This is a genomic window from Aureimonas flava (assembly GCF_003583935.1).
Classification (GTDB): Bacteria; Pseudomonadota; Alphaproteobacteria; order Rhizobiales; family Rhizobiaceae; genus Aureimonas; species Aureimonas flava.
Map to the genome: position 1 here is coordinate 177,911 of NZ_QYRN01000008.1, position 22,507 is coordinate 200,417.

Here is a 22,507-nt window from a genome sequence, read left to right on the forward strand (position 1 = left end):
CGCTCAGACCTTGAGGTCGCGGCCGATGCCCAGGAACTTCTCGCGGCGCTGGCGCTTCAGCTCCTCTCCCGGCAGCGCCGACAGCTCGACGAGCGCCGCCTCGATCCGCGCTCCCGCCGTCTCGATCGCCGCCTCGCTGCCGCGATGGGCGCCGCCGAGGGGCTCGGACACGATCTCGTCGATCACGCCGAAGCCCTTGAGGTCCTGCGCGGTGATCTTCATCGCCTGGGCGACGTCCTTGGCGCGGCTGGAATCGCGCCACAGGATGGAGGCGCCGGCCTCCGGCGAGATCACCGAATAGATCGCGTGCTCCATCATCAGGACGCGGTTGGCCGCGGCGAGCGCGATCGCCCCGCCCGAGCCGCCCTCGCCGATGATGAGCGAGACCAGCGGCACCGACAGGCCGAGGCAGGTCTGGGTGGAACGGGCGATGGCCTCGGCCTGGCCGCGTTCCTCCGCCCCGATGCCGGGATAGGCGCCGGCCGTGTCGACCAGCGTCACCACGGGCAGCGCGAACCGCTCGGCCATCTCCATGACGCGCACCGCCTTGCGGTAGCCCTCGGGCCGCGCCATGCCGAAATTGTGCTTGAGGCGGGTCTGGGTGTCCGACCCCTTCTCCTGGCCGATCACCGCGACCGGCCGCCCCTTGAAGCGGCCGAAGCCGGCGATGATCGCGTGGTCCTCGGCGAAGTAGCGGTCGCCGGCCAGGGGCGTGAAGTCGGTGACCAGGGCCGCGAGGTAGTCGACGCAGTGGGGCCGGTCGGGATGACGGGCGACCTGCGTCTTCTGCCAGGGCGTCAGCTTGCGGTAGAGATCGGCCAGCGCGTCGGCGGAGCGGGTCTCCAGGCGCTGGATGTCCTCCGAAACGTCGATCCGCCCTTCCGCGTCGCCGATCTTCTTGAGTTCGATGATCTGGCTGTCGAGATCGGCGACGGGCTTTTCGAAGTCGAGATAGTTGTGCATCCAGCCGGGCCTTGCGCCGTCCTTTGGCGGTCCGGCGGCGGGTCGCTGCGCCCCCGGCCTGAACGGCCGGCTGGCTCGGCCGCGCGCCGAACCTTGGGGTTCGCGTCGGCGCGCAAACTGGCGATCCGTCACCCGAATGTCAAGAAAGGTGGGCGTTTCAGTCGGACGAGAGGTCCGACAGCGGATGGTGGTCGGTGACCAGACGCATCAGCCGCTCCTCCAGGACATGGGTGTAGATCTGGGTCGTGCCGATGTCGGCATGGCCCAGAAGCTCCTGCACCACGCGCAGGTCCGCCCCGTTCTGCAGGAGGTGGCTGGCGAAGGCGTGGCGCAGGACGTGCGGCGAGACGCGCGCCGGCGCGATCCCGGCGCGCACGGCGAGACCCTTGAGGTCGCGCGCGAAGGCCTGGCGCGTCATGTGCCCGCTCTCCGAGAGTCCGGGAAACAGCCAGCTCTCGCCGGCGCCCGGCAGGTCCCGCAGCGAGGCGGCGAAGGCCTCCATGGCGTCGCGCGCCCGCTCGCCGATCGGCACCATGCGCTCCTTGTTGCCCTTGCCCCGCACCACGATCAGGCTGCCGCGCGAGCGCAGCACCGCGCGCGGCAGGGCGACGAGCTCCGACACGCGCAGGCCCGTGGCGTAGAGGATCTCGACCAGCGCGTGCATCCGGCGTGCGCGCGCCAGCGCGGCGCCGCGCAGTTCCGGGTCGCCCGCCGCCGCCTCGGCCTCGCCGATCAGCCGGTCCACCTCGGTTTCGGACAGGATCTTGGGGATCGCCCGTTCCTTGCGCGAGCCCTCGATCGGCGAGGTCGGATCGTCCGGCCGGCGCCCCTCGGCGTAGAGGAACTTGAAGAACTGGCGCAGCGACGACAGGCGGCGCTGGCGCGACGAGGCGGCGAAGCCCTGGGCGTCGAGCCCCGCCATATAGGCGCGCACGGCCTCGGTGGTCACCTCCCACAGGGGCGTGCCGGCGGCGCGCAGCGCGGCGCGCGCGTGCTCGAGGTCGCGGCGATAGGCGGCGAGCGTGTTCTCGGAGGCGCCGCGCTCCACCGCCATCATCTCCAGGAAGGCATCGACATGCGCCCCGTCGCGGCCGGGCGCCACCGTCACGGCGCGACCCCGGTCTGCGTGTTGGGTGCCACCGGGGCGGGCTGGAGGGCGGGGATCGGCACCTTCACCACGACCGGCACGGGCTCGGGCTCCACGAAGGCCACCAGCGCCGCCATCGCCGCGTAGACCGCGCCGACGACGAGCGCGAGAAGGGTCAGGAGGCGCGTCAGGGTGGGCATCGGGCGGCACGGCTTTCGATCGGGAGCGGGGTGGATGTCGCGGACACTAGAGACAGTCCGGCGCGAGGGACAGTGCCCCGGCGCCCCAGTGCCGGGCGAACAAGGCGGGGCCATGGCGCCGCGCGCACGAACCCGCCCGCCCCGGCGCCGTCCCCCGCCCCGCGCCGCGGTTCGCTTGACGGCCCTGGGCTTTTCTGGTCTCACGCAGGGCCGATCCAGCCCGTTTCCTGACCGCCTGAGCCGATGATCGAGACCGCCGGGGCTCTGCCCGTCACCCCACCGCCCGCCCCGCGCGCCGTTCGACGGCCCGTGGTGCTCGTCGGGCTGATGGGCGCGGGCAAGACCACGGTCGGGCGCAAGCTCGCGCAGATGCTGGACCTGCCCTTCGTGGACACCGACCACGAGATCGAGGACGCCTCGCGCATGACGATCGCGGACCTCTTCGCGACCTATGGCGAGGCCGAGTTCCGGGCGCTGGAGGCACGGGTGGTGGCGCGCCTCCTGGACGACGGGCCGCGCGTGATCGCGACCGGCGGCGGCGCCTACATGAACGAGGGCACGCGCCGGCTCCTGGCGGAACGGTCGATCACGGTCTGGCTCAACGCCGAGCTGGACGTCCTGATGGAGCGCGTCGCCAAGCGGCCGACGCGTCCGCTGCTCCAGACCTCCGACCCGCGTGCCACGCTCAAGGCGCTGATGGACCAGCGCTATCCGGTCTACGCGCAGGCCGACCTCCAGGTCCAGACGCGCAACGTCAAGCGTGAGGCGGTGGCGCGCGAGATCCTGGACCTCCTGCAGCGCCACCCCCTGTTCAAGGCCGGCGCATGAGCGAAGCCCCCTCTCCCGTCTCGGTGCGCGTCGAGCTCGGCGCCCGCAGCTACGACATCCTGATCGGCCCTGGGCTCCTCCAGGACGCCGGACACCATTTCGCCGCGCGTCTTCCGGGCGCGCGCGCGCTGGTCGTCTCCGACCGGACGGTGGCCGCGCTGCACGCCGACCGCCTCCTGGCCTCGCTGGCCCGGGCCGGCGTCGCGGCGACGCTCCTGACCCTGCCGCCCGGCGAGACCACGAAGTCCTTCGACCACCTGATGACGGTGGTGGACCGGATCCTCGCCGAGCGGCTGGAGCGGGGCGACGCGGTGGTGGCGCTCGGCGGCGGCGTGATCGGCGACCTGTCGGGCTTTGCCGCCGGCATCGCGCGGCGCGGCATGCGCTTCGTCCAGGTGCCGACCTCGCTGCTGGCGCAGGTCGACAGCTCCGTGGGCGGCAAGACCGGCATCAACAGCCCGCGCGGCAAGAACCTCGTGGGCGTGTTCCACCAGCCCGCGCTGGTGCTGGCCGACACCGACGTCCTCGACACGCTGCCCGAGCGGGAGTTCCGCGCCGGCTACGCCGAGGTGGTCAAGTACGGGCTGATCGACCGGCCGGACTTCTTCGAATGGCTCGAGGCGAACCGCGCGGCGATCTTCGCGGGCGGCCCGGCGCGGGTCGAGGCGGTGGCGGCGAGCTGCCGGGCGAAGGCCGCCGTGGTCGCGGGCGACGAGCGCGAGGACGGCGACCGCGCCCTCCTGAACCTCGGCCACACGTTCGGCCACGCGCTGGAGTCCGTCGCGCGCTACGACCCCGCCCGCCTCGTCCACGGCGAGGGCGTCTCGGTCGGCATGGCGCTGGCCCACCGCTTCTCCCGCCGGCTCGGCCTTTGCCCCGGCCAGGACGCGGTGCGGGCCGAGGCCCATCTTCGCGCCGCCGGTCTGCCGACGCGCATCCAGGAGATTCCCGGCGAGGGCTTCACGCTGGAGGCGCTGATGGACCGGATCGCGCAGGACAAGAAGGTCACGCGCGGGTCGCTGACCTTCATCCTGACGCATGGCCTCGGCCGCTCCTTCGTGGCGCGCGACGTCGCGCCCGAGGCGCTCGGCGCGTTCCTCGCCGAGGAACTCGCAGGCTAGGGTCGACCGGTCGGCCGCCGGTAGGGTCGGCGCGCGAGATAGGTCCGGCGCCAGCGTTCGGGAATGGCGAGGGCGAGCCCCGACAGGGCCGCGCAGGCGAGGGTCGAGGCGAGGATCGCCGCGTGGCCGAAGCGCGCCTGCGCCAGCGCGCCGGCGACCGCGCCGGCCGCCATGCCGAGCCAGGGCACGCCCTGCGCCCACCAGCCCGGCGACGCCTCGCCGCGGACGGCGCGCGCCAGCCCCCGGCCGAGACGCGACAGCGCGCCGGTGACGTAGGTGAGGCCCAGCGCCTGGCCGCCGACCTCCTCCAGCGCGACGTTGATCGCGCCCATGGCGACCACCAGCAGCACGATCGCCGCCCCGCCCCCGCCCAGCGCCGCCGACAGGCCGGTCAGCGCCGCGACCGCCGCGAGCAGCGCCGGCTGGCTGCCGCGCGCGGCCCGGATCGCCAGCGCGCCGAGCGCGTTGCCGGCCACGAAGGCGATCACGAGAATCAGGAGATGGCCCGCGCGCCCGAACTCCCCCGTGCCGGCGGCGATCCCGAGACGCGTCGTATTGCCGCTCATGAAGGACACGAAGTCGCCCGCCAGCAGGAAGCCGATCGCGTCGGTCATCCCCGCCGTGAAGGACAGGAGGCTCGCGAACAGGAGCCCGACGGCGATCCGCTGCCGCGCGCGGCGGCGCACGCGGCGGCGCATGGGGCCTAGAAGCGCGTCGGCTCGCCGGGCGCGGCGGCCTCGATGGCGAGCGCGTGGACGCCGGTTTCGAGCTCGGCCGCCAGAAGCGCGTTCACCGCCCGGTGACGCTCCAGCCGGCTCCGCCCCGCAAAGGCCGCCGACACGACGCGCACGCGAAAATGCGTCTCGCCCGTTCCGTCGAAGCCGCCGTGGTGGCCGCTGCCCTCGTGGTGGTGGCCGGCATGGAGATGGCTCTCGTTCACCACCTCCAGCCGCTCGGGCGACAGGGCCCGCGTCAGCTTCGCCTCGATCTCGGCCGCCTTGGTCATGATGTCGCCTCGCCCGTCTGGGATCGCCCCTGTGCAGCGCCTCGCGGCGCCTTGCCGGCTTTCCGTTTTGGGCGGGTTTTCCGTTCTGTCAATTCTTGTTCGCACGGGGGGCGGCCCCCATAATCGCGGTCTGATGAAGCTCGACTCCAAATACTTCGACAAGATCCGGGTCCGCCCCGCCCGTTCGGGGGCCGCCGAACCCGAGCGCACGCCCGTCTGCGCCTGGGACGGCTGCCAGGAGCCGGGCTCGCACAAGGCGCCGCGCGGGCGCGACCACGAGGGCCAGTACCTCCACTTCTGCGTCGACCACGTGCGCCTGTACAACAAGTCCTACAACTACTTCTCCGGGCTCGGCGACGACGACATTCAGAAGTACCTCAAGGACTCGCTGACCGGCCACCGGCCGACCTGGACCATGGGGTCCAACAATTCGGGCGGGGCCATGCCCTCGCAGAAGCCGAGCGGGCGCCCGCGCCGCTGGAACGGGGCGCGCCCGCGCGACTCGTTCAACCTGTTCGGCGAAGGCGAGGCCGCGCCGCCGCCGCCGCGCCGCAAGGCGCGCACGCTGGAGGTGAAGGCGCTGACCACGCTGGGCCTGGCCGAGAACGCCGGCGGCGAGGCGATCCGCGTGCGCTACAAGGCCCTCGTCAAGCAGTACCACCCGGACGCCAACGGCGGCGACCGCGGCTCGGAGGACCGGCTCGCCGAGGTCATCCAGGCCTACAAGCTTTTGAAGGCGTCGGGCTTCTGTTAAGCCCTGGGTCCGGGCCGGTTCGACGCGCGCCGGCGGCCAGAGCGAGACGCATGATGACGGCCTGCCGCCCGGCGGCAGCGCCCCTGGAGGTATGATGAGTGCAGCGGAACCGGATGTGGCGAACCTTCCCGACGCCATGGTCTCCGTCCGCGAAACCTTCGGTTTCGACAGCGACCTGAAGGTTCCGGCCTTCTCCAAGCCCGACCCGCACGTTCCCGAGGCCGACCCGGACTACCTGTTCGACCGGCAGACGACGCTGGCGATCCTGGCGGGCTTCGCCAAGAACCGCCGCGTGATGGTGTCGGGCTACCACGGCACCGGCAAGTCCACCCATATCGAGCAGGTCGCCGCCCGGCTGAACTGGCCGTGCGTTCGCATCAACCTCGACAGCCACGTGTCGCGCATCGACCTCGTGGGCAAGGACGCGATCACCGTCCGCGACGGGATGCAGGTCACCGAGTTCCGCGACGGCGTGCTGCCCTGGGCCTATCAGAACAACGTCGCCCTCGTGTTCGACGAGTACGACGCCGGCCGGCCGGACGTGATGTTCGTGATCCAGCGCGTACTGGAATCCTCCGGCCGCCTGACCCTTCTCGACCAGGCGCGCGTCATTCGCCCGCACCCCGCCTTCCGCCTGTTCGCCACCGCCAACACGGTGGGCCTCGGCGACACGACGGGCCTCTATCACGGCACGCAGCAGATCAACCAGGCGCAGATGGACCGCTGGTCCATCGTCACGACGCTGAACTACCTGCCGCACGACAACGAGGTCGGTATCGTGCAGGCCAAGGCCCGGCACTTCCAGACCAAGGAGGGGCGCGCCCAGGTGTCCAAGATGGTGCGCGTCGCCGACCTCACGCGCTCGGCCTTCGTCAATGGCGACCTGTCCACCGTGATGAGCCCGCGCACGGTGATCACCTGGGCCGAGAACGCCGAGATCTTCGGCGACATCGGCTTCGCCTTCCGCCTCACCTTCCTCAACAAGTGCGACGACCTCGAGCGCCCGCTGGTGGCCGAGTTCTATCAGCGCGCCTTCGGCGAGGACCTGCCCGAGGCGGCGTCGAACCTCGTGCTGGACTGATGCCGACACGCCGGGCACTCTTCCTCGCCGCGGCCCTCGGCTGCCTCGCCGTTCCGGCGCTGGCGGCCCAGGACCGTATCCTGCGGGTCGAGGGGGCGCTGACGGCACGGACCTATCCCGGCCTCGAAGCCTTCCTGTCGAACTCGGTCGGTACGATCGTCGGCCTCGACATCCGGGCCGACGCGGACCAGGAGGGGCTCAGCGCGTCGACCGACGGCGGGCGCTTCGTCGCCTACCGGCCGGGATCGGGCTCGGAGACCGAGATCGTCGCGGACGGCGGCTTCGGGTTTCAGCACGGAGCCGTGACGCTGGAAGGATTCTTCTCGGTGAAAGACGGCGGCATGAACCAGGGCATCGTCTCGCTGTTCCTGGAACGCCAGCCGGACGCCAGCATCCGCCTGTCCGACACGCCGGTGAAAGCCATCCGCATCGACCGCCTGGATCCCAGGATCCGCAAGCAGGATTAGTCTCGTGCCCCGCATCGGCGACAACTCGACCAAGGCCCCGCGCGGCAAGGCGCCCGACCGCGAGCCGTTCCGGCGCGCGGTGGCCGGCTGCATGCGCGCCATCGCCGGGGACGGCGAGCTCGAGGTCACCTACGGCAACGAGCGGCCGGGCCTGACGGGCAGCCGTGCCCGCCTGCCTGAGCTGCCCAAGCGCGCCGGCCAGGGCGACGTGTCGGTGGTGCGCGGCCTGTCGGACGCGATGGCCCTGCGCAAGGCGCGTCACGACGCGCGCGTCCACGCCACGCTCTCGCCCGACGGGCGCGGGGCGCGGGCCGTGTTCGACGCGCTGGAGCAGGCGCGCTGCGAGGCGATCGGCGCCAACGCCATGCCGGGCGTCGCCGACAACCTCGCCGCCATGCTCGAGGACAAGTATCACCGCTCCAACCTCTCCGAGGTGACCGACCGCGCCGAGGCGCCGCTGGAGGATGCCCTGGCGCTCCTGGTGCGCGAGCGGCTGACCGGCCGCCCCGTGCCGGCGAGCGGGCAGGCGCTGGTCGACGTCTGGCGCGACTGGATCGAGGACAAGGCGGGGCCGAAGTTCGAGCGGCTCGGCGAGACGGTGGAGGACCAGCGCCTCTTCGCCCGCGCCATCCGCGACATGCTCGTGTCGATGGACATGGCGGAGGAGCTGGCCGACGAATCGCAGTCTGAGGACGAGGATTCGCCCGAGGAGGCCGGCGACAGCCAGAGCCGCGACAACGAGGAAGCGGGCGCCGAGAAGGAAGCGGGCCAGGACGAGGCCGAGCCCGAGGAGACGGAGGGCGAGGCGGAGACGGAGGACGCGTCGGAGGCCGAGACGTCCGAGGCCACCGCCGAGGAGGCGTCGGACGAGGACGAGCCGGATTCGGAGACGCCCGGCGATTCGCGCCGGCCCAACCAGCCGATGCCGCGCGATCTCGGCGACACGGACTACCGCGTCTTCGCCGAGACCTTCGACGAGACGGTCGGGGCGGAGGAGCTGTGCGAGGAGGCCGAGCTCGACCGGCTGCGCGCCTTTCTCGACAAGCAGCTCGTCTCGCTCCAGGGCGCCGTCGGGCGGCTCGCCAACCGCCTCCAGCGTCGCCTCATGGCGCAGCAGAACCGCGCCTGGGACTTCGACCTCGAGGAAGGCTACCTCGACACGGCGCGCCTCACCCGGCTCGTCACCGACCCGATGCAGCCCCTGTCCTTCAAGATGGAGCGCGACACCCAGTTCCGCGACACGATCGTCACGCTCCTGATCGACAATTCCGGCTCGATGCGCGGCCGGCCGATCACCGTGGCGGCGACCTGCGCCGACATCCTAGCGCGCACGCTGGAGCGTTGCGGCGTCAAGGTCGAGGTGCTGGGCTTCACGACGCGCGCCTGGAAGGGCGGCCAGTCCCGCGAGGCCTGGCTCAAGGCCGGCAAGCCGCAGCGGCCGGGCCGGCTCAACGACATCCGCCACATCGTCTACAAGGGCGCCGATGCGCCCTGGCGGCGGGCCCGGCGCAATCTCGGCCTGATGATGCGCGAGGGGCTGCTCAAGGAGAACATCGACGGCGAGGCGCTGATCTGGGCGCACAACCGCCTGCTCGGCCGCCCCGAGCAGCGGCGCATCCTGATGATGATCTCGGACGGGGCGCCGGTGGACGATTCGACCCTCTCGGTGAACCCCGGCAACTACCTGGAGCGGCACTTGCGCGCGGTGATCGAGGAGATCGAGACGCGCTCGCCGGTGGAGCTCCTGGCGATCGGCATCGGCCACGACGTGACGCGCTACTACCGCCGCGCCGTGACGATCTCGGACGCCGAGGAACTGGCCGGTGCGATGACCGAGCAGCTCGCGGCCCTGTTCGCCGACGAGGGGGAGATGCCCCTGCGCCGACGCCGCGCCGCCGGCCGGCGCTGAGGATGGGGCTGCTCGCCCGGCGCGCCGGCCGGCCGGCGCTCGCCGCGGCGCTTTTCCTGGCGGCCCTGGCCCCTGTGCCGCAGGCCCTCGCCGACGAGACGCCCATCCGCGCCCAGCCGATCGCCCGCTTCGCGATCGGCCGCGACACGGTGCGCTTCGGCGCGCTCGACTATCGCGGGGGCTTCTCCTACGCCTCGTCCGACCGCCGCCTCCAGGGCGTCTCCTCGATCCGCATGAAGCCCCTTGGCGCCGGCTTCCTGGCGGTGACCGACACCGGCTTCTGGTTCGCCGGGACGATCCGGCGCGACGCGCAGGGTCGCCCCGTGGGCATTGCCGAGGCCCGCATCGCCCCGATCCTGAACCCCGCCGGGCGCCCGATGCCGAACAAGGGGCAGGCCGACGCGGAGGGCTTGGCGATCCGGGACGGCGAGGCGCTGGTGAGCTTCGAGCGCGACCATCGGATCGAGGCCTTCCGGCCGGCGTGGACGCCGTTCGAGGCCAAGGGGCGGCGCCTGCCGCTGCCGATCCCCCGGCGCGAGCTGCGCGGCAACGGCGGCATCGAGACCATCGCGGCCGCGCCGCAGGATTCGCCGCTGCGCGGCGCCGTGGTCGTGGTGGCCGAGCAGTCCGTCGACGGCGACGGCAACCTGTTCGCCGCGATTCTGGGGCGCGGCCTGTTCAAGGTGCGGCGCGCGTTGCCGTGGGCGGTCACCGACGGCACGTTCCTGCCGGGCGGCGACCTTCTCCTCCTGGAGCGGCGCTACGAGGGATTCGGGCGCGTCGGCATGCGCATCCGCCGGATCGACGGCGAGACGATCCGCCCGGGCGCGCTGGTGGACGGGCCGGTGCTGATGGAGGCCGATCTCGGCGAGGAGATCGACAACATGGAAGGCATCGACGCCTGGCAGGATGCGGACGGCCAGACCTACCTGTCGCTGGTGTCCGACGACAACGGCTCGATCTTCCAGCGCAACCTCTACCTGGAGTTCCGCCTGGCCGAGGATCGGCAGGCGGCCGGCCCTCAGGCCGCCGCCGGCGCCTCGCGATAGGGCAGGAAGGCGCCCACCGCCACGCGGTAGGGCACGAGGCCGAACACCGCGATCAGGAGCTTCACCCCGAAGTCGCCGAGCGCCCAGGACACCCAGCGCGGCGCCTCCAGCGCAAGGAGGCCGAACAGGGGCGCGGTCTCCAGGGCGAAGGGCTCGTTCGGCCCGAGCAGCAGGAACAGCGGCGCGAAGGCGAGGGAGAAGAACACCATCGTGTCCACCACCGTGCCGAGGATCCCGCTCGCCAGCGGCGCCTTCCACCAGGACAGGCGGCGCAGCCGGTTGAACACCAGGATGTCGAGGAGCTGGGCCACCAGGAAGGCCGAGCCGCTGGCCAGCGCGATGCGCAGGAGGCGCCCCGCCTCAGTCTCGAAGGGCGTGAGGCCGAGCCGATGCAGGATCGGCGGAAGCACGATGGAGCTCAGCACCGCCGCCGCGAAGCCGAGATACACGACGCGCCGCGCCAGAACCGGCCCGAACAGGCGGTTGTTCACGTCGGTCACGATGAAGGCGAAGGGATAGACGAAGGCGCCCCAGGTGAGGAGGTCGGCCAGCGACAGGGGACCGAGCGTGCCCTGCACGGGAAACTGCACGGCGATGTTGGAGGCGAGGACGATGATCGTCATGGCGATCACCGGCAGCACGGTGCGGCGGGACAGGGTCACGGGGGGCATCCATTTTTTTAGGCTGGGGTATGGCACCAGCGTCGGGTTCGGATCGGACGCGAAAACGCCGCCCCGGGGGGCGGCGCCTTCAGAATCGCAATGGGTCGAAGCGCCTCAGGCGGCTTCGGCCGTGGCGGCGGTCGCCGCGGTCTTCTTGGCGATCTGGCGCTTCAGGAGACGGGCCTTCTGCGACAGGTCGTGCTCGGACGCCTTGGCGAGGAAGGCGTCGAGGCCGCCGCGGTGCTCCACCGAGCGCAGCGCGTGCGCCGAGACGCGCAGGCGGAAACGCTGGCCGAGCGCGTCGGAGATCAGCGTCACCTGGCACAGGTTCGGCAGGAAGCGACGACGGGTCTTGTTGTTGGCGTGGCTGACGTTGTTGCCGGTCTGGACGGCCTTGCCGGTCAGTTCGCAAGCGCGTGACATGGGATCACCTTTCAAACGTTCGATACGGCCTTCCGGGGCGCGCCGCCGCCGGAACGGCAGCGCGATCATCGACCCCATGGCATGATCGGAAAATCGACTGCCCCTATAGTGGCGCGCGCGCCGCCCGTCAAGCCGCGACGTGGCGCTCTCCGCCCCCAAAGGCCCCGGCATCCGGGCATGATGCTGCCGCGTTTGCCCCGCAGAACGGAGCGAGGCCCCCTCCCCGCTCTTCGGAGACCCGTCCGATGCCCCGCGCCGCCCCCGGACTTCTCGCGCTCGCCCTGTCGGCCGCCGCCGTCGCGCCGGCCGGGGCGGAAGCCCCCGCGCTGCGCACCAGCTACACGATCTCGCTGATCGGCCTGCCGGTCGGGCGTGCCGAGTTCCGCACCACGATCGATGGCACGCGGTTCGCCGTGTGGGGCACCCTGTCCTCGGCGGGGCTGGCCGAGCTCGTGTCCTCGACGCGCGGCACGAGCTCGGTGTCGGGCCGCATCGCCGGCCCCCGGCTCCTCGCCGACCGCTACGCGCTCGCCTATACCAGCGACGGCAAGTCCTGGTCGAGCGACCTCGCGCTTCGCGGCGGCGGCGTGGTGTCGACGAAGATCGCCCCACCGGCGCGCAGTCCCGCGCCGGCCGACTTCGTGCCCGTGCGCCCGGCCCAGCTCGCCAGCGTCGTGGATCCGCTGAGCGGACTGATGATCAAGCCGGGCAAGCCCGAGGACCTGTGCCGGCGCACGCTGGCCCTCTTCGACGGCTGGAGCCGGATCGACCTGCCGCTGGCGCCGGCCGGCACCGAATCGTTCCGCGCCGACGGGTTCCAGGGCGACGCCACGGTGTGCACCACCACGGTCCGGCCGGTGGGCGGCTACCGCACCTCGTCCAAGGGGCTGAAGTTCCTGCGCGGCAAGACCATCCGCCTGTGGTTCGCCCCGATCGGCGAGACCGGCGTCTATGCGCCGGTGCGCGTGCGCGTGCCGACCGAGGTCGGCCCGCTGACGCTGACCGCCTCGACCTTCGCCAAGCCCTGAGACGCGCCGTCAGATGCCGGCGCGGTACACGGCCGGGACGACGTAGATGTAGATGATCTGCTGCAGGAAGAAGATCACAAGCAGGACCACCAGCGGCGACAGGTCGAGCCCGCCGAAATTGGGCAGGATGCGGCGGATCGGCCGGTAGAGCGGCTCGGTGATCCGGTACAGGAAGTCGCCGATCACCGATACGAACTGGTTGCGCGGGTTCACGATGTTGAAGGCGAACAGCCACGACAGGATCGCCGACGCGATGATGATCCACCACAGGATGTTGAGGATCAGGAGGACGACTTGGATGACGGCGAGCATGTCGGAGGGCAGCCTTCTCGGGTTGCGGCTCTCGGCCTTGGGCGGAATCGTGGCGCGAGGCTCGCACGACGAGATGGGGATTTCCCTAACGAATGCCAGTTGCGCGAGCGGGCAAACGCGTTCGTGAACGCGAGGCGACATCGCGCTTGACAGGCCGGCCGCCGCCATCCTACAAGCCGCCCACTGGTGGACGGGGCTGTAGCTCAGTTGGGAGAGCGCGTCGTTCGCAATGACGAGGTCAGCGGTTCGATCCCGCTCAGCTCCACCATTTCCTTCCCTTGCGACCCATGGCAGACAAGCGGACCGGCCCGGCCGGCCGAGGCGAAGCCATGACCGAAGATCTGCGGAACCCCGAGGGCGAGACGCCGGTGGAGGCGCCCGTCGAGGATCGGTTCGCCGCCTTCCGCAACAGCCGCTTCCTGCGCTACTGGCTGGCGCGGTTCCTGGGTGCCTTCGCGGTGCAGGTGGTGGCGGTCTCGGTCGGCTGGCAGATCTACGACCTGACGCGCGACCCGCTCGACCTCGGCCTGATCGGCCTGTCGCAGTTCCTGCCGGCGCTGCTGCTCGTCTTCGTCACCGGAACGGTCGCCGACCGCTACTCGCGCCGCCACATCATGGCGATCGCCATCCTGGCGCAGGCCGCCGGCGCGGGGGCGCTGCTCTTCCTCACCTTCCAGGGCCTCGCCTCGCCCGCCCCGGTGTTCGCCGTCCTGGTGGTTCTCGGGGTCGCGCGGGCCTTCTTCGGCCCGGCCGCGTCGTCGCTGGTGGTCAACCTCGTGACCAAGGACGAGCTGGCCAACGCCATCGCCTGGAACTCCTCGTCCTGGCAGATCGCCTCGATCGTCGGCCCGGTCGCGGGCGGCCTTCTCTACGGCCTGTCCGCGCATCTGTCCTATGCGGTGGCGCTCGCCCTGTTCGCGGTGGCCGCCGCGCTGATCGTCTCGGTGCCCGCCCCCGCGCAGCGCACCAGCCGCGAGCCGGCGAGCATCACGACGGTGCTGGCGGGCTTCCGCTACATCTGGCGCGAGAAGGTGGTCCTGGGCGCCGTGTCGCTGGACCTCTTCGCGGTGCTCCTCGGCGGCGCCGTGGCACTGATGCCGGTGTTCGCGCGCGACGTCCTCCAGGTCGACGAGTTCGGCCTCGGGCTCCTGCGCGCCGCGCCCGGCGTCGGCGCCATCCTGACCGCGATCTGGCTCGCCGCCCATCCGGTAAAGGACCACGCGGGCCTCGTGATGTTCGGCTTCGTCGCCCTGTTCGGGGCCTTCACGGTGCTGTTCGGCCTGTCGACCTCGCCCTGGCTTTCGATCGCCGCGCTGGTGCTGATGGGCGCGTCGGACATGATCTCGGTCTATATCCGCGAGATCCTGCTCCAGCTCTGGACGCCGGACGACGTGCGCGGCCGGGTGAACGCGGTGAACGGCATCTTCGTCGGCGCGTCCAACGAGCTCGGCGAGTTCCGCGCGGGCGTCATGGCCTCGCTGGTGGGCGCGGTGCCGGCCACCGTGATCGGCGGCGCCTGCACGGTGGCGATCGCCGCGCTCTGGGCCTGGGCCTTTCCGCAGCTCCGCCGGGCGCGCAGCCTAGCGGCCCGCGAGTAGGAGATCGGGCCCGGCGGCGCTCCGCGCGGGCGCCGGCGCCCGGTCAGTCGATCGCCTCGCCCGCCCCTTCGGGCGCGGCCACCGGCGCTGCGCCCGGCAGCGGCGCGAAGGCGCGGTTCCAGGCGTCCAGCGAGGCGATCTTGTAGGCCTCGGCCAGCGTCGGGTAGTTGAACGTGTTCTCCATGAAGTAGTCGATCGTGCCCTTCAGGTTCAGCACGGCCTGGCCGATATGGATCAGCTCGGTGGCCCCCTCGCCCACGATGTGGACGCCGAGCAGCCGGCGCGTCTTCTTGGAGAAGATCATCTTCATCATGCCGCTCTGCAGGCCCATGATGTGCCCGCGCGACGTCTCGCGGAAACGGGCGATGCCGCACTCGTAGGCGATGCCGCGCTTGCGCACGTCCTCCTCGCTCATGCCGACCGTCGAGATCTCGGGCACCGAATAGATGCCGTAGGGAAAGAACTCCGGGGACGGCGGCGTCGGGGCGCCGAAGGCGTGGCAGGCGGCGATGCGGCCCTGCTCCATGGAGGTGGAGGCAAGACTCGGGAAGCCGATCACGTCGCCGGCGGCGTAGATGTGGGGAACGGCGGTCTGGAGGGTCTTCGGGTCCACCGCGATGCGCCCGCGATGGTCGCAGGAGAGACCGGCGGCGTCGAGCTTCAGCCCGTCGGTGGCGCCCATGCGCCCGGCCGCGAACAGGAGCACGTCGCTGGCGACGTCGCGCCCCGTGGCGAGGCGGCACACCGGGCGCCCGCCGCCGTCGAACTCGATCCGGCTCACCTCGGCGCCCAGCCGCAGCGCCACGTTGCGGTCGCGCAGATCGTGGACGAATTCCTCCATCAGCTCCTTGTCCACGAAGTCGAGGAAGGTCGGGCGCGGCTCGATCAGCGTCACCTGCACCTCGAGCGCGGAGAAGATCGTGGCGTACTCGACCCCGATCACCCCCGCCCCGATCACGGTGAGCGAGCGCGGCAGCTTCGGGATCTCGACGATCTCGTCGGAATCGAAGACGTTGATCCCGTTGAAGGGCACGTAGTCCGGCCGGAACGGGCGCGTGCCCACCGCGATCAGCACGGTGGCGCCCTCCACCGTGCGCACCTCGCCCGAAGCGAGGGCGACGTCCACCGCATGGGCCGAGCGGAAGGACGCCCGGCCGTGAAGGATCTTCACCCCGTTGCGGGCGAACTGGTGGTTGAGCACGTCCACCTCGTGCTCCAGCGTCTTCACCATGCGGGCCTGGATGTCGGCGCTGGTGATGTCCTGCTTCACGCGGTAGGCGCGCCCGTAGAAGCCGCGCTCGCGCCAGCCCGACAGGTTGAGCACCGTCTCGCGCATGGTCTTGGAAGGGATGGTGCCGGTGTGGACGGACACGCCGCCGACGCGCGCCTGCGATTCCACCACGAGGACCTCGCGTCCGAGCTTGGCCGCCTGGATGGCGGCGCGCCGGCCGGAAGGACCGCTGCCGATCACGATCATGTCGTAGCGCTGCATCTGATACCCCGTCCGCGTCCTGGCCGCCCGTCCCGATCGAAACGCCGTCGGCCGCCTCATGCTGCATAGCGGGAGGAGCTTTCGCGAGGCGGGCTCCGGCCCGTCAGGGCGTTCCGAGGCTCCGGCCGAAGACCAGGGCCAGGAAGTCGCCCAGCCAGCGCCGCACGGGCGCGTCGAACACGGCGCGCCCGGTGAAGTGCTCGCGCCGGGCCTGGGCGCCGGGCAGCGACAGGCGGGCATGGCCGCGCGTCGTCCAGCGGTGCATCATGGCGAGCGTCAGCTCGGCATGGAACTGGACCCCGTAGGCGTTGTCGCCGTAGCGCATCGCCTGGTTCGGGAACCGCTCGCCCGAGGCCAGCAGCACCGCGCCGGCGGGAAGGGAGAAGCCCTCGCGGTGCCACTGGTACACCATGGGGGGCCAGGGCCCCATCAGGCGCCGACCCGCCGCCGTCGCCTCGATCGGGTAGTAGCCGACCTCGACCAGGCCCTCCGCATGTGGACCCACCGTGCCACCGAGGTGCTTCGACAGCATCTGCGCGCCGAGGCAGATGCCCAGGAACGGCCGGTTCTCGCGAAGGGGCACGTCCAGCCAGTCGATCTCGTGGCGCAGGTGAGGGTCGAGATCGTTGGCGCTCGGCGGGCCGCCGAACAGGATCGCCCCGCGATGCGCGTCGAGCGTCTCGGGCAGCCGCTCGCCCAGCACCGGCCGCCGGATGTCGACGCGCACGCCCGCCGCCTCCAGCACCTGGCCGACGCGGCCGGGCGTCGATGTCTCCTGATGGAGCACCACCAGCACCGGGCGCGGATCGTCGCGGCCGTCGAGACGGAAGCGGGCGGGCTCGGCGATCGTCCCCTCGCCCGCGCTCGGCGCGTGGCTCAAGCTTCGACGCTCCCCGCGTCCTCGGCCGCGCCCTGCCGCGCATCCTGCATCGCCTCGTGCTTGCCGCGCATGCGCTCGCGCGTGGGCACGGCGAGAAGCTCGGCGATGCGCCAGACCACGTTGTCCTCCAGCTCGTGCACCGACCCGTCCGCGAAGACGACGCGCCACAGGAGCTCCACGAAGCGCACCCGCTGCGCCTCGTCCAGATGGCGCATCAGCACGCTGGTGAAGCGGTAGAGGTCCACCGCCTCGGCGTCGGCCGCCTCGCCCGCCGCCTCGATGCGGCGCGCGGCCTCGCCGTCGAGCCCGTATTCCTGCGCCAGCACGGCGCGAAGGGTCTCGATCTCGCGCGCCGACGCCGTGCCGTCCGCCTCCGCGACGTGGAACAGCAGCGCCGCCGCGGCCACGCGCACGTCGTCGGCGTCGTGCCGGCCGGCGGGGCCGCCGGTCAGCGTGGCGAGGAAGTCCTTCAGTCCGTCGAGCATCGGGGGCGTCCGGTTGGGTCGTGCGGGCCGGAGCCCGCGTTCAGGGCGTGGCCGGCGCGGCGGCGGGTTCCTCGCGCACCGGCCGGGACGCCTCAACCGACATGTCGGGGCTGCGCGGATAGTGCTCGGCGATCGCCCGGATCGACCCCGGCTCCGCGAGGGCGGACACCTGGGGCATCGCGGTCGGTGCGGTCCAGCGGAAGGCGTCGAGCCGGCCGGTCTCCGGCGACACCGGCGCCCATTCGCGGCTGACGATGCCGTCCACCGTCCAGGCCGGGTCCTTCGGCGCGTTCAGGGCTCGGCCCATCCACTGCCGGACCAGCGCCTCGTTGCCCGAATCGGCATCCTCGATGTCGGCGAGCAGCAGGTAGGTGGATTCGCGCGGCGCGGCCTCGGCCGCCGCCATCGCCTCGGAGCGGGCGGTGGCGAAGTCGCGTGCGTCCAGCGCCGCGTGGGCGACCGCCAGGCGCGATTCCACGTGGCCCGGATGCAGCGCGGCGAGGGCCCGGGCGCGGCGCAGGCGCTCCTCCACGCCGTCGCCGGAGCGGGCGTGGATGTAGAGCGCGGCGATCTCGGGATGGGGCGCCACCTTCCACGAGGCCTCCAACGCCTTGGACGCGGCGCGCCCGTCGCCGAGGCGGATGGCCGCCCGGCCCGCGATCGCGGCCGCGGGCTCGAGGTCGGGCGCGAGCTTCTGCGCCTCGCGCGCCAGCGTGCGGGCGCCGGCCGGGTCGGCGTCGGCCAGCGTCTGCGCCTTGCCGGTGAGGAGCACGGCGCGCAGGCGGCGGCTCTCGGCCTTGTCGATCAGACGCGAATCGCGCTGCGCTTCCAGGATCGCCAGGGCGCCGTCGAAGTCGCCCTGCGCGGCCTTGAGGTCGAGCACGGCGCCGCCCGCCCAGCCGACATGGGGCGCGATGCGCACCGCGCGCTCGGCGTAGTTGCGCGCCGCCCCGCGGTCGCCCAGGCGCTCGGCCTCGAGATACAGGCCGCGCAGGCCCACGAGGCGGGTGTCGGGCTGCGCCTCCAGTTCCTCGAAGATGGCGCGGGCGCGGGCGTTGTCGCCCTCGATCAGCGCGGTCTGCGCGTCCAGGAAGCGCAGCATCGGCTCGGAGCGGTTCGGCAGGAGCTTGGCCGCCTGCTTGGTCATGCGCCGGGCGGTCACCGCGTCGCCGGCGCCCACGGCGATGATGCCGGCGGAAAGGGCGCGGTAGCCCTTCTCGCGCCGGCGCGTGGAGAAGAAGCGCGACATGCGGTCCGGCGCCTTGAAGAAGCCGCGCAGCGCCCAGAACACGAGGATCGCCGCCACCACGAGCGCGATCTGCAGCACCACGAACACGGTGAAGCTCGTGCCGACCTCCTGGCCCTGCCAGATGAGCGACACGGTTCCGGGATGGTCGGCGAGCCAGGCGAAGCCGAGGCCGGCGGCCAGGACGACGAGGAAGAAGGCGAGGATAGCCAGCATGTCAGCCCTGCGAGGAGGCGCCGACGGCGCGGTTGATCGTGTCCTGGATGAGGCGGTCGGCCTCGACGCGCGCACGCACGTCCCCGGCGAAGTCCGACGAGGCCGTCTTGGCGGCCTCCGGCAGCTTGTCCCATTCGGCGAGCCACGCGGCGTGGTCGCCGTCGGAGATGGCGGCGTCCATGCGCGCCACGGCGGCCTGCGGCCCCGGCGCGTCGGGCGAGACGCTGCTGCCGGCCGGCCGCACCTGCACCAGCGAGCGTAGGCCCGACAGGACTTGCGTGCCGACGTCGTCCGTGGAGGCGGGCGGACGCACCGCGTCGAGGATCGCCGTTTCCACCTCCGGCCAGCGGCTGGCGAGCGTCGAGCCGGTGGGCACGCCGGATGCCGCGAAGTCGCGCAGCGACGAGACCGCATCCCCGTCGCCGGACGCCTTGGCGAAGCTTTCCAGCTCCGACATGAACGGCGTTCCCCGGTCGATAGCCGATTTCAGGCCGGCGGCCGAGAGCGCGACCGCCGCCTGCCGGTTCGCGTCCTCGATGGCGGCGAGACGCTGCCCGAACCCGTCGATCGCCGAGCGCGCCTCGTTGGCGGCGGACTGCGCGTTCTGGGCGGCCTGCTGCGCGGCGGAGACGCCCTGGCGCGCCTCGTCGGCCGCGGACTGGGCGGCGTTGGCCGTGTCGCGCGCGGCGTTCGCCGTGGTTTCGGCCTGGGCCGCCGTGTCGCGCGCGGCGGTGGCGGCCTCGTTGGCGGCCTGGGCGGCGGCGGCCGCATCGCCGGTCGAGGTTCCCCCGCTCTGGATCGCCCGCTCGTTGGCGGTCACGCGGTCGGTGAGCTGGGTGAAGTCCGCCGTGGACACGGTGCCCGACCCCGCGCCGCCGGCGGCCTGGGCGGACTGGACCTGCTCCACCGTGCCGCGCACCTGGTCGAGGTCGCTGCGGATCTGCTGCAGGTCGCCGGCCTGGGCGAACTGCTGGGTCGGCACGCTCTGCTGCTGGCCCGGCGGCGGCACGAGGCCGCCATAAAGCGCCGTGGCGCCCAGAAGCAGCGCGATCACCGCGCCGAGGGCGCCGGCGCCGAGCAGCGCGCCGAAGCCGGCCCCGCCGCGCGGCTCGGCGGAATGGCCGGCGAGATAGGGGCTGTTGTCGGGCACGGAGGTCTTGGTGCGCTCGGCCTCGGCCTGGGGATGCACGGTCTCGTCGTCCTCGAACTCGCCGAGATGCCGGCGCTCCGGCGCGGCGCCGGCGGCGACGAAGCCCTCCTCGCGGGCGAACTCCGCCGTGGGAGTTTCGCGGGTCTGGGTTTCTTCGGTGGGGGTTTCGCGGGTCGAGGTTTCGGCGGCGGGCATGTCGTCGGGCGCCGGCGGCGCGGCCGCCTCGCTCTCGAACCCGCGCCCCTCGCCCGTCCGGTCGTCGCCGGCCGGCAGCGCGCCCCCGGCGGACGGATCGACGCTATCGCCGCCCGCGGGCGCGGGACCGGCCACCGCCTCGTGGATGCGCGCCGCCTCGTCGGCGTCGGCTGGCGCGGCCACGGCGTCCTCGGCCGGGCGCTCGCCCTCGGAGGCCGCGCCGCCGCTCACCACGACGTCGTCGGCGCCAGCGTGCGTATCCGGCCCGGCGGCGGACGGCCCGTCCTCGGCGGCGACCCGCTCCTCCGGCCCGCCGGTCGCCGCGAGGCGCTCGGCCTCGCCGTCGATGATGGTTTCCGGTCTGCCCCCAGTCCTGGGGCGGCGCGGGCGATTGGCCATCCGGGGCTCCTCGAGTCGCATCGGCTCCGGACGGAGCCGAATTCTTGGGTTCCGGCGCACGGCCGATCGGCACGCCCCGCTCTCGCGGCGACGGACCGAAGCTGATTTAGCGTGTCCACGCCAAGCTGCAACGGCGTTTGTGCGCCGCAAGCGCCTCGGCGGGGTGCAAAGCAGGGATCGCGCCGCCGAGCCGCCTCAGTCCAGCAGCGCCAGAAGCCGGTCCAAGGTGGGGCGCTCGCCCCATTCGCCGCGCCGTCCGGGCCGCAGGCGCGCGGCCACCGCCGCCGACAGGCAAAGCGGGCGCAGGGCCGGATGCAGGAGCGCAGCGCGCCGCGCCGCGAGCGCCTCGAACAGCTCCGCCTGGCGCCGCGACAGGATCAAGGCGGCGTCGGGCAGGCCACCGGCGAGCGCGCGGTCGATCTCGGCCTCGTCCGGCACCCGGTCGTCCATGCCGTAGACCTCGATCGTGCGGAACGGCACGGCGCGGGCGCGCAGGCCCGTTTCGAGGTCGGGCAGGCGCAGCCGTCCCGCCGCGTAGACCAGCGGCGCACCCGCCTTCGATCCCAGCGCGGCGGCCATGGGCACGAGGTCCCGCGCCCGCCCGGGGCCTTCGACGACCCGGCCGAGCCCCGCCCCGCGCAAGGCCTCGGCCGTGCGCGCGCCGACCGCCAGCACCGGCATGCCGGCGGCGTGGCGCGCGAGCCAGGGCGCCGCATGGGCGCTGGTGGCGATGAAGCCGCCGACGGGCCCGCCGCCCGGCGGCGGATCGAGCAGGCACGCCGTCTGGAGCGGCAGGAGCAGCGGCTCGTGACCGCGCGCGCGCAGCGCCTCGGCCGTGCGGGTCCCGTCTTCCGCCTCGCGCAGGACCAGGACCCGCGCCACGCGCCTCAGCCGAACCAGCCGGCGAAGAAGTCCGATCCCGCCTCGGCCACGAGGCGCCGCGCCGCCTCGGCCGCGCCCTCGGCGGCCTCGGCCTGCCCCAGCTCGAGTCGCGTCTCGTGCATCCGGGTGCCGTCGGGCGTCAGGATCATGCCGTGGAAGCGGAAGGCGTCGCCCTCCGGCCGGGCATGGGCGGCGATCGGCGTGCGGCAGGAGCCGTCGAGCACCGCCAGGAAGGCCCGCTCGGCCAGAAGCGCGCGATGCGTCTCGCCGTGGTCGAGCGGCGCCACCATGGCGGCCGCGCGCGCGTCGGCCGCGCGCTGCTGGACGCAGATGGCGCCCTGGCCGGGCGCCGGCGGAAACGCGTCGAGCTCGAGGACCTCGCCGGCGACGCCCGCCGCGTCCAGCCGGTTGAGGCCCGCCAGCGCCAGCAGCGTGCCCTCGACCTCGCCGCGCTCCAGCTTCTGGAGCCGCGTCTGGACGTTGCCGCGCAGGATCACGAGGTCGAGGTCGGGCCGCAGCCGCCGCAGGAGCGCCTGCCGACGCAGGGAGGCCGAGCCCACCCGCGCACCGTGGGGAAGGTCGGCGATCGCACGCGCGGAGCGCCCGATGAACACGTCGCGCACGTCCTCGCGCGGGAGGAAGGCGGTGAGCGCCAGCCCGTCCGGCACGGCGGTCGCCATGTCCTTGGAGGAGTGCACGGCGACGTCGATCCGCCCGTCCAGAAGCGCCTCCTCGATCTCCTTGGTGAAGAGCCCCTTGCCGCCGACCTCCGACAGGGCGCGGTCCTGGATCCGGTCGCCGGACGTGGAGATCACCACCACCTCGAACGCCTCTTCCGGCAAGGCGTGGGCCGCCATCAGCCGGGCGCGGACCTCGTGCGCCTGGACGAGCGCCAGCCGGCTGCCGCGCGTGCCGATGCGGAAGGGTTGGGAGGTCATGACATGCCTTTCGATCGCTCGGCCGGCCTCCCGAGGGCGCCGGCGCGCCCTTTCCCTACAACAGGCCGGCGGCCGGGTTCCACCGCAAAGCCCGCGCGCGGGGGAACGGTGGCGAAACCGCGCGCGCGCGGCTATG

Annotated in this window: 24 protein-coding genes and 1 tRNA gene; 10 read left to right on the top strand and 15 right to left on the bottom strand. The window is 72.7% G+C overall.

Features of this window, described 5'->3' with window-relative positions:
• Nucleotides 1-3: 3 nt before the first annotated feature.
• From D3218_RS15785 to D3218_RS20145, 3 genes are all read right to left on the bottom strand, one after another.
• Nucleotides 4-963: an acetyl-CoA carboxylase carboxyltransferase subunit alpha gene (locus D3218_RS15785; protein WP_119541029.1), complete on the bottom strand. Its 960-nt coding sequence runs from the start codon at nt 961-963 to the stop codon at nt 4-6.
• Nucleotides 964-1,120: 157 nt separating this feature from the next.
• Complete coding sequence (locus D3218_RS15790; RefSeq protein WP_280959976.1) at nt 1,121-2,065, bottom strand: site-specific tyrosine recombinase XerD; 945 nt, start codon at nt 2,063-2,065, stop codon at nt 1,121-1,123.
• Between the two features lie 2 nt (nt 2,066-2,067).
• Complete coding sequence (locus D3218_RS20145) at nt 2,068-2,250, bottom strand: histidine kinase (RefSeq protein ID WP_245415067.1); 183 nt, start codon at nt 2,248-2,250, stop codon at nt 2,068-2,070.
• A gap of 243 nt (nt 2,251-2,493) precedes the next feature.
• Here D3218_RS20145 and D3218_RS15795 point away from each other — a divergent pair, with 243 nt between their 5' ends.
• Both D3218_RS15795 and aroB read left to right on the top strand, forming a co-directional pair.
• A complete protein-coding gene (locus D3218_RS15795; protein WP_119541031.1) occupies nt 2,494-3,078 on the top strand; it encodes a shikimate kinase in 585 nt (194 codons plus the stop codon).
• Complete coding sequence (gene aroB, locus D3218_RS15800; RefSeq protein ID WP_119541032.1) at nt 3,075-4,199, top strand: 3-dehydroquinate synthase; 1,125 nt, start codon at nt 3,075-3,077, stop codon at nt 4,197-4,199. The genes D3218_RS15795 and aroB overlap by 4 nt, the downstream gene beginning before the upstream one ends.
• Here aroB and D3218_RS15805 read toward each other — a convergent pair.
• The gene (locus D3218_RS15805) at nt 4,196-4,897 is read right to left on the bottom strand and encodes a YoaK family protein (protein WP_119541033.1); all 702 of its coding nucleotides are present in this window, start codon (nt 4,895-4,897) and stop codon (nt 4,196-4,198) included. The two genes, aroB and D3218_RS15805, sit on opposite strands and share 4 nt — an antisense overlap.
• Before the next feature lie 5 nt (nt 4,898-4,902).
• Entirely contained in the window at nt 4,903-5,205 is a 303-nt protein-coding gene (locus tag D3218_RS15810) for a BolA family protein (protein ID WP_119541034.1), read from the bottom strand.
• 133 nt (nt 5,206-5,338) lie between these two features.
• On the opposite strand from D3218_RS15810, the gene D3218_RS15815 reads away from it, so the two are divergent.
• The 5 genes from D3218_RS15815 to D3218_RS15835 all read left to right on the top strand — a co-directional run bounded on the left by D3218_RS15815 (nt 5,339) and on the right by D3218_RS15835 (nt 10,465).
• Nucleotides 5,339-5,959 (top strand): J domain-containing protein, encoded by a 621-nt coding sequence (locus tag D3218_RS15815; RefSeq protein ID WP_119541035.1) that lies wholly within the window; start codon nt 5,339-5,341, stop codon nt 5,957-5,959.
• Nucleotides 5,960-6,053: 94 nt separating this feature from the next.
• Nucleotides 6,054-7,040 (top strand): cobaltochelatase subunit CobS, encoded by a 987-nt coding sequence (gene cobS / locus D3218_RS15820; protein ID WP_119541082.1) that lies wholly within the window; start codon nt 6,054-6,056, stop codon nt 7,038-7,040.
• Nucleotides 7,040-7,507, top strand: a complete 468-nt coding sequence (locus D3218_RS15825; RefSeq protein WP_119541036.1) for a hypothetical protein — start codon at nt 7,040-7,042, stop codon at nt 7,505-7,507. Before cobS ends, D3218_RS15825 begins: the two co-directional genes overlap by 1 nt.
• A gap of 4 nt (nt 7,508-7,511) precedes the next feature.
• Nucleotides 7,512-9,416, top strand: a complete 1,905-nt coding sequence (gene cobT, locus D3218_RS15830; RefSeq protein WP_119541037.1) for a cobaltochelatase subunit CobT — start codon at nt 7,512-7,514, stop codon at nt 9,414-9,416.
• Nucleotides 9,417-9,418: 2 nt separating this feature from the next.
• Nucleotides 9,419-10,465, top strand: coding sequence for an esterase-like activity of phytase family protein (locus D3218_RS15835; RefSeq protein WP_119541038.1), 1,047 nt, complete (start codon nt 9,419-9,421; stop codon nt 10,463-10,465).
• Here D3218_RS15835 and D3218_RS15840 read toward each other — a convergent pair.
• Together D3218_RS15840 and rpmB are read right to left on the bottom strand one after the other, a co-directional pair.
• A complete protein-coding gene (locus D3218_RS15840) occupies nt 10,438-11,127 on the bottom strand; it encodes a queuosine precursor transporter (protein ID WP_425359314.1) in 690 nt (229 codons plus the stop codon). The two genes, D3218_RS15835 and D3218_RS15840, sit on opposite strands and share 28 nt — an antisense overlap.
• 114 nt (nt 11,128-11,241) lie before the next feature.
• Nucleotides 11,242-11,550, bottom strand: a complete 309-nt coding sequence (gene rpmB, locus D3218_RS15845; RefSeq protein ID WP_119541039.1) for a 50S ribosomal protein L28 — start codon at nt 11,548-11,550, stop codon at nt 11,242-11,244.
• A gap of 245 nt (nt 11,551-11,795) precedes the next feature.
• On the opposite strand from rpmB, the gene D3218_RS15850 reads away from it, so the two are divergent.
• The gene (locus D3218_RS15850) at nt 11,796-12,578 is read left to right on the top strand and encodes a DUF3108 domain-containing protein (RefSeq protein WP_119541040.1); all 783 of its coding nucleotides are present in this window, start codon (nt 11,796-11,798) and stop codon (nt 12,576-12,578) included.
• Nucleotides 12,579-12,587: 9 nt separating this feature from the next.
• Here the strand turns inward: D3218_RS15850 and D3218_RS19835 are convergent, their stop codons facing one another.
• On the bottom strand, nt 12,588-12,890 hold the full coding sequence (locus tag D3218_RS19835; RefSeq protein WP_168990555.1) for a YggT family protein: 303 nt from the start codon (nt 12,888-12,890) through the stop codon (nt 12,588-12,590).
• Nucleotides 12,891-13,082: 192 nt separating this feature from the next.
• On the opposite strand from D3218_RS19835, the gene D3218_RS15860 reads away from it, so the two are divergent.
• Together D3218_RS15860 and D3218_RS15865 are read left to right on the top strand one after the other, a co-directional pair.
• Nucleotides 13,083-13,158: transfer RNA gene (locus tag D3218_RS15860), tRNA-Ala, on the top strand.
• Nucleotides 13,159-13,219: 61 nt separating this feature from the next.
• Nucleotides 13,220-14,488, top strand: a complete 1,269-nt coding sequence (locus tag D3218_RS15865; RefSeq protein ID WP_119541042.1) for an MFS transporter — start codon at nt 13,220-13,222, stop codon at nt 14,486-14,488.
• A gap of 43 nt (nt 14,489-14,531) precedes the next feature.
• Here the strand turns inward: D3218_RS15865 and sthA are convergent, their stop codons facing one another.
• From sthA to hemC, 7 genes are all read right to left on the bottom strand, one after another.
• Nucleotides 14,532-15,980, bottom strand: a complete 1,449-nt coding sequence (gene sthA, locus D3218_RS15870) for a Si-specific NAD(P)(+) transhydrogenase (protein WP_119541043.1) — start codon at nt 15,978-15,980, stop codon at nt 14,532-14,534.
• A gap of 103 nt (nt 15,981-16,083) precedes the next feature.
• Nucleotides 16,084-16,827: a glutamine amidotransferase gene (locus D3218_RS15875; RefSeq protein WP_168990559.1), complete on the bottom strand. Its 744-nt coding sequence runs from the start codon at nt 16,825-16,827 to the stop codon at nt 16,084-16,086.
• A gap of 29 nt (nt 16,828-16,856) precedes the next feature.
• Nucleotides 16,857-17,345, bottom strand: coding sequence for a tellurite resistance TerB family protein (locus D3218_RS15880; protein ID WP_119541045.1), 489 nt, complete (start codon nt 17,343-17,345; stop codon nt 16,857-16,859).
• A 40-nt stretch (nt 17,346-17,385) separates the two neighbouring features.
• Nucleotides 17,386-18,807: a heme biosynthesis protein HemY gene (locus tag D3218_RS15885; RefSeq protein WP_119541046.1), complete on the bottom strand. Its 1,422-nt coding sequence runs from the start codon at nt 18,805-18,807 to the stop codon at nt 17,386-17,388.
• Nucleotide 18,808: 1 nt separating this feature from the next.
• Entirely contained in the window at nt 18,809-20,551 is a 1,743-nt protein-coding gene (locus tag D3218_RS15890) for a COG4223 family protein (protein WP_119541047.1), read from the bottom strand.
• Nucleotides 20,552-20,746: 195 nt separating this feature from the next.
• Nucleotides 20,747-21,433, bottom strand: a complete 687-nt coding sequence (locus tag D3218_RS15895; protein ID WP_168990556.1) for a uroporphyrinogen-III synthase — start codon at nt 21,431-21,433, stop codon at nt 20,747-20,749.
• 5 nt (nt 21,434-21,438) lie between these two features.
• A complete protein-coding gene (gene hemC / locus D3218_RS15900) occupies nt 21,439-22,371 on the bottom strand; it encodes a hydroxymethylbilane synthase (RefSeq protein ID WP_119541049.1) in 933 nt (310 codons plus the stop codon).
• Nucleotides 22,372-22,507 lie beyond the last annotated feature (136 nt).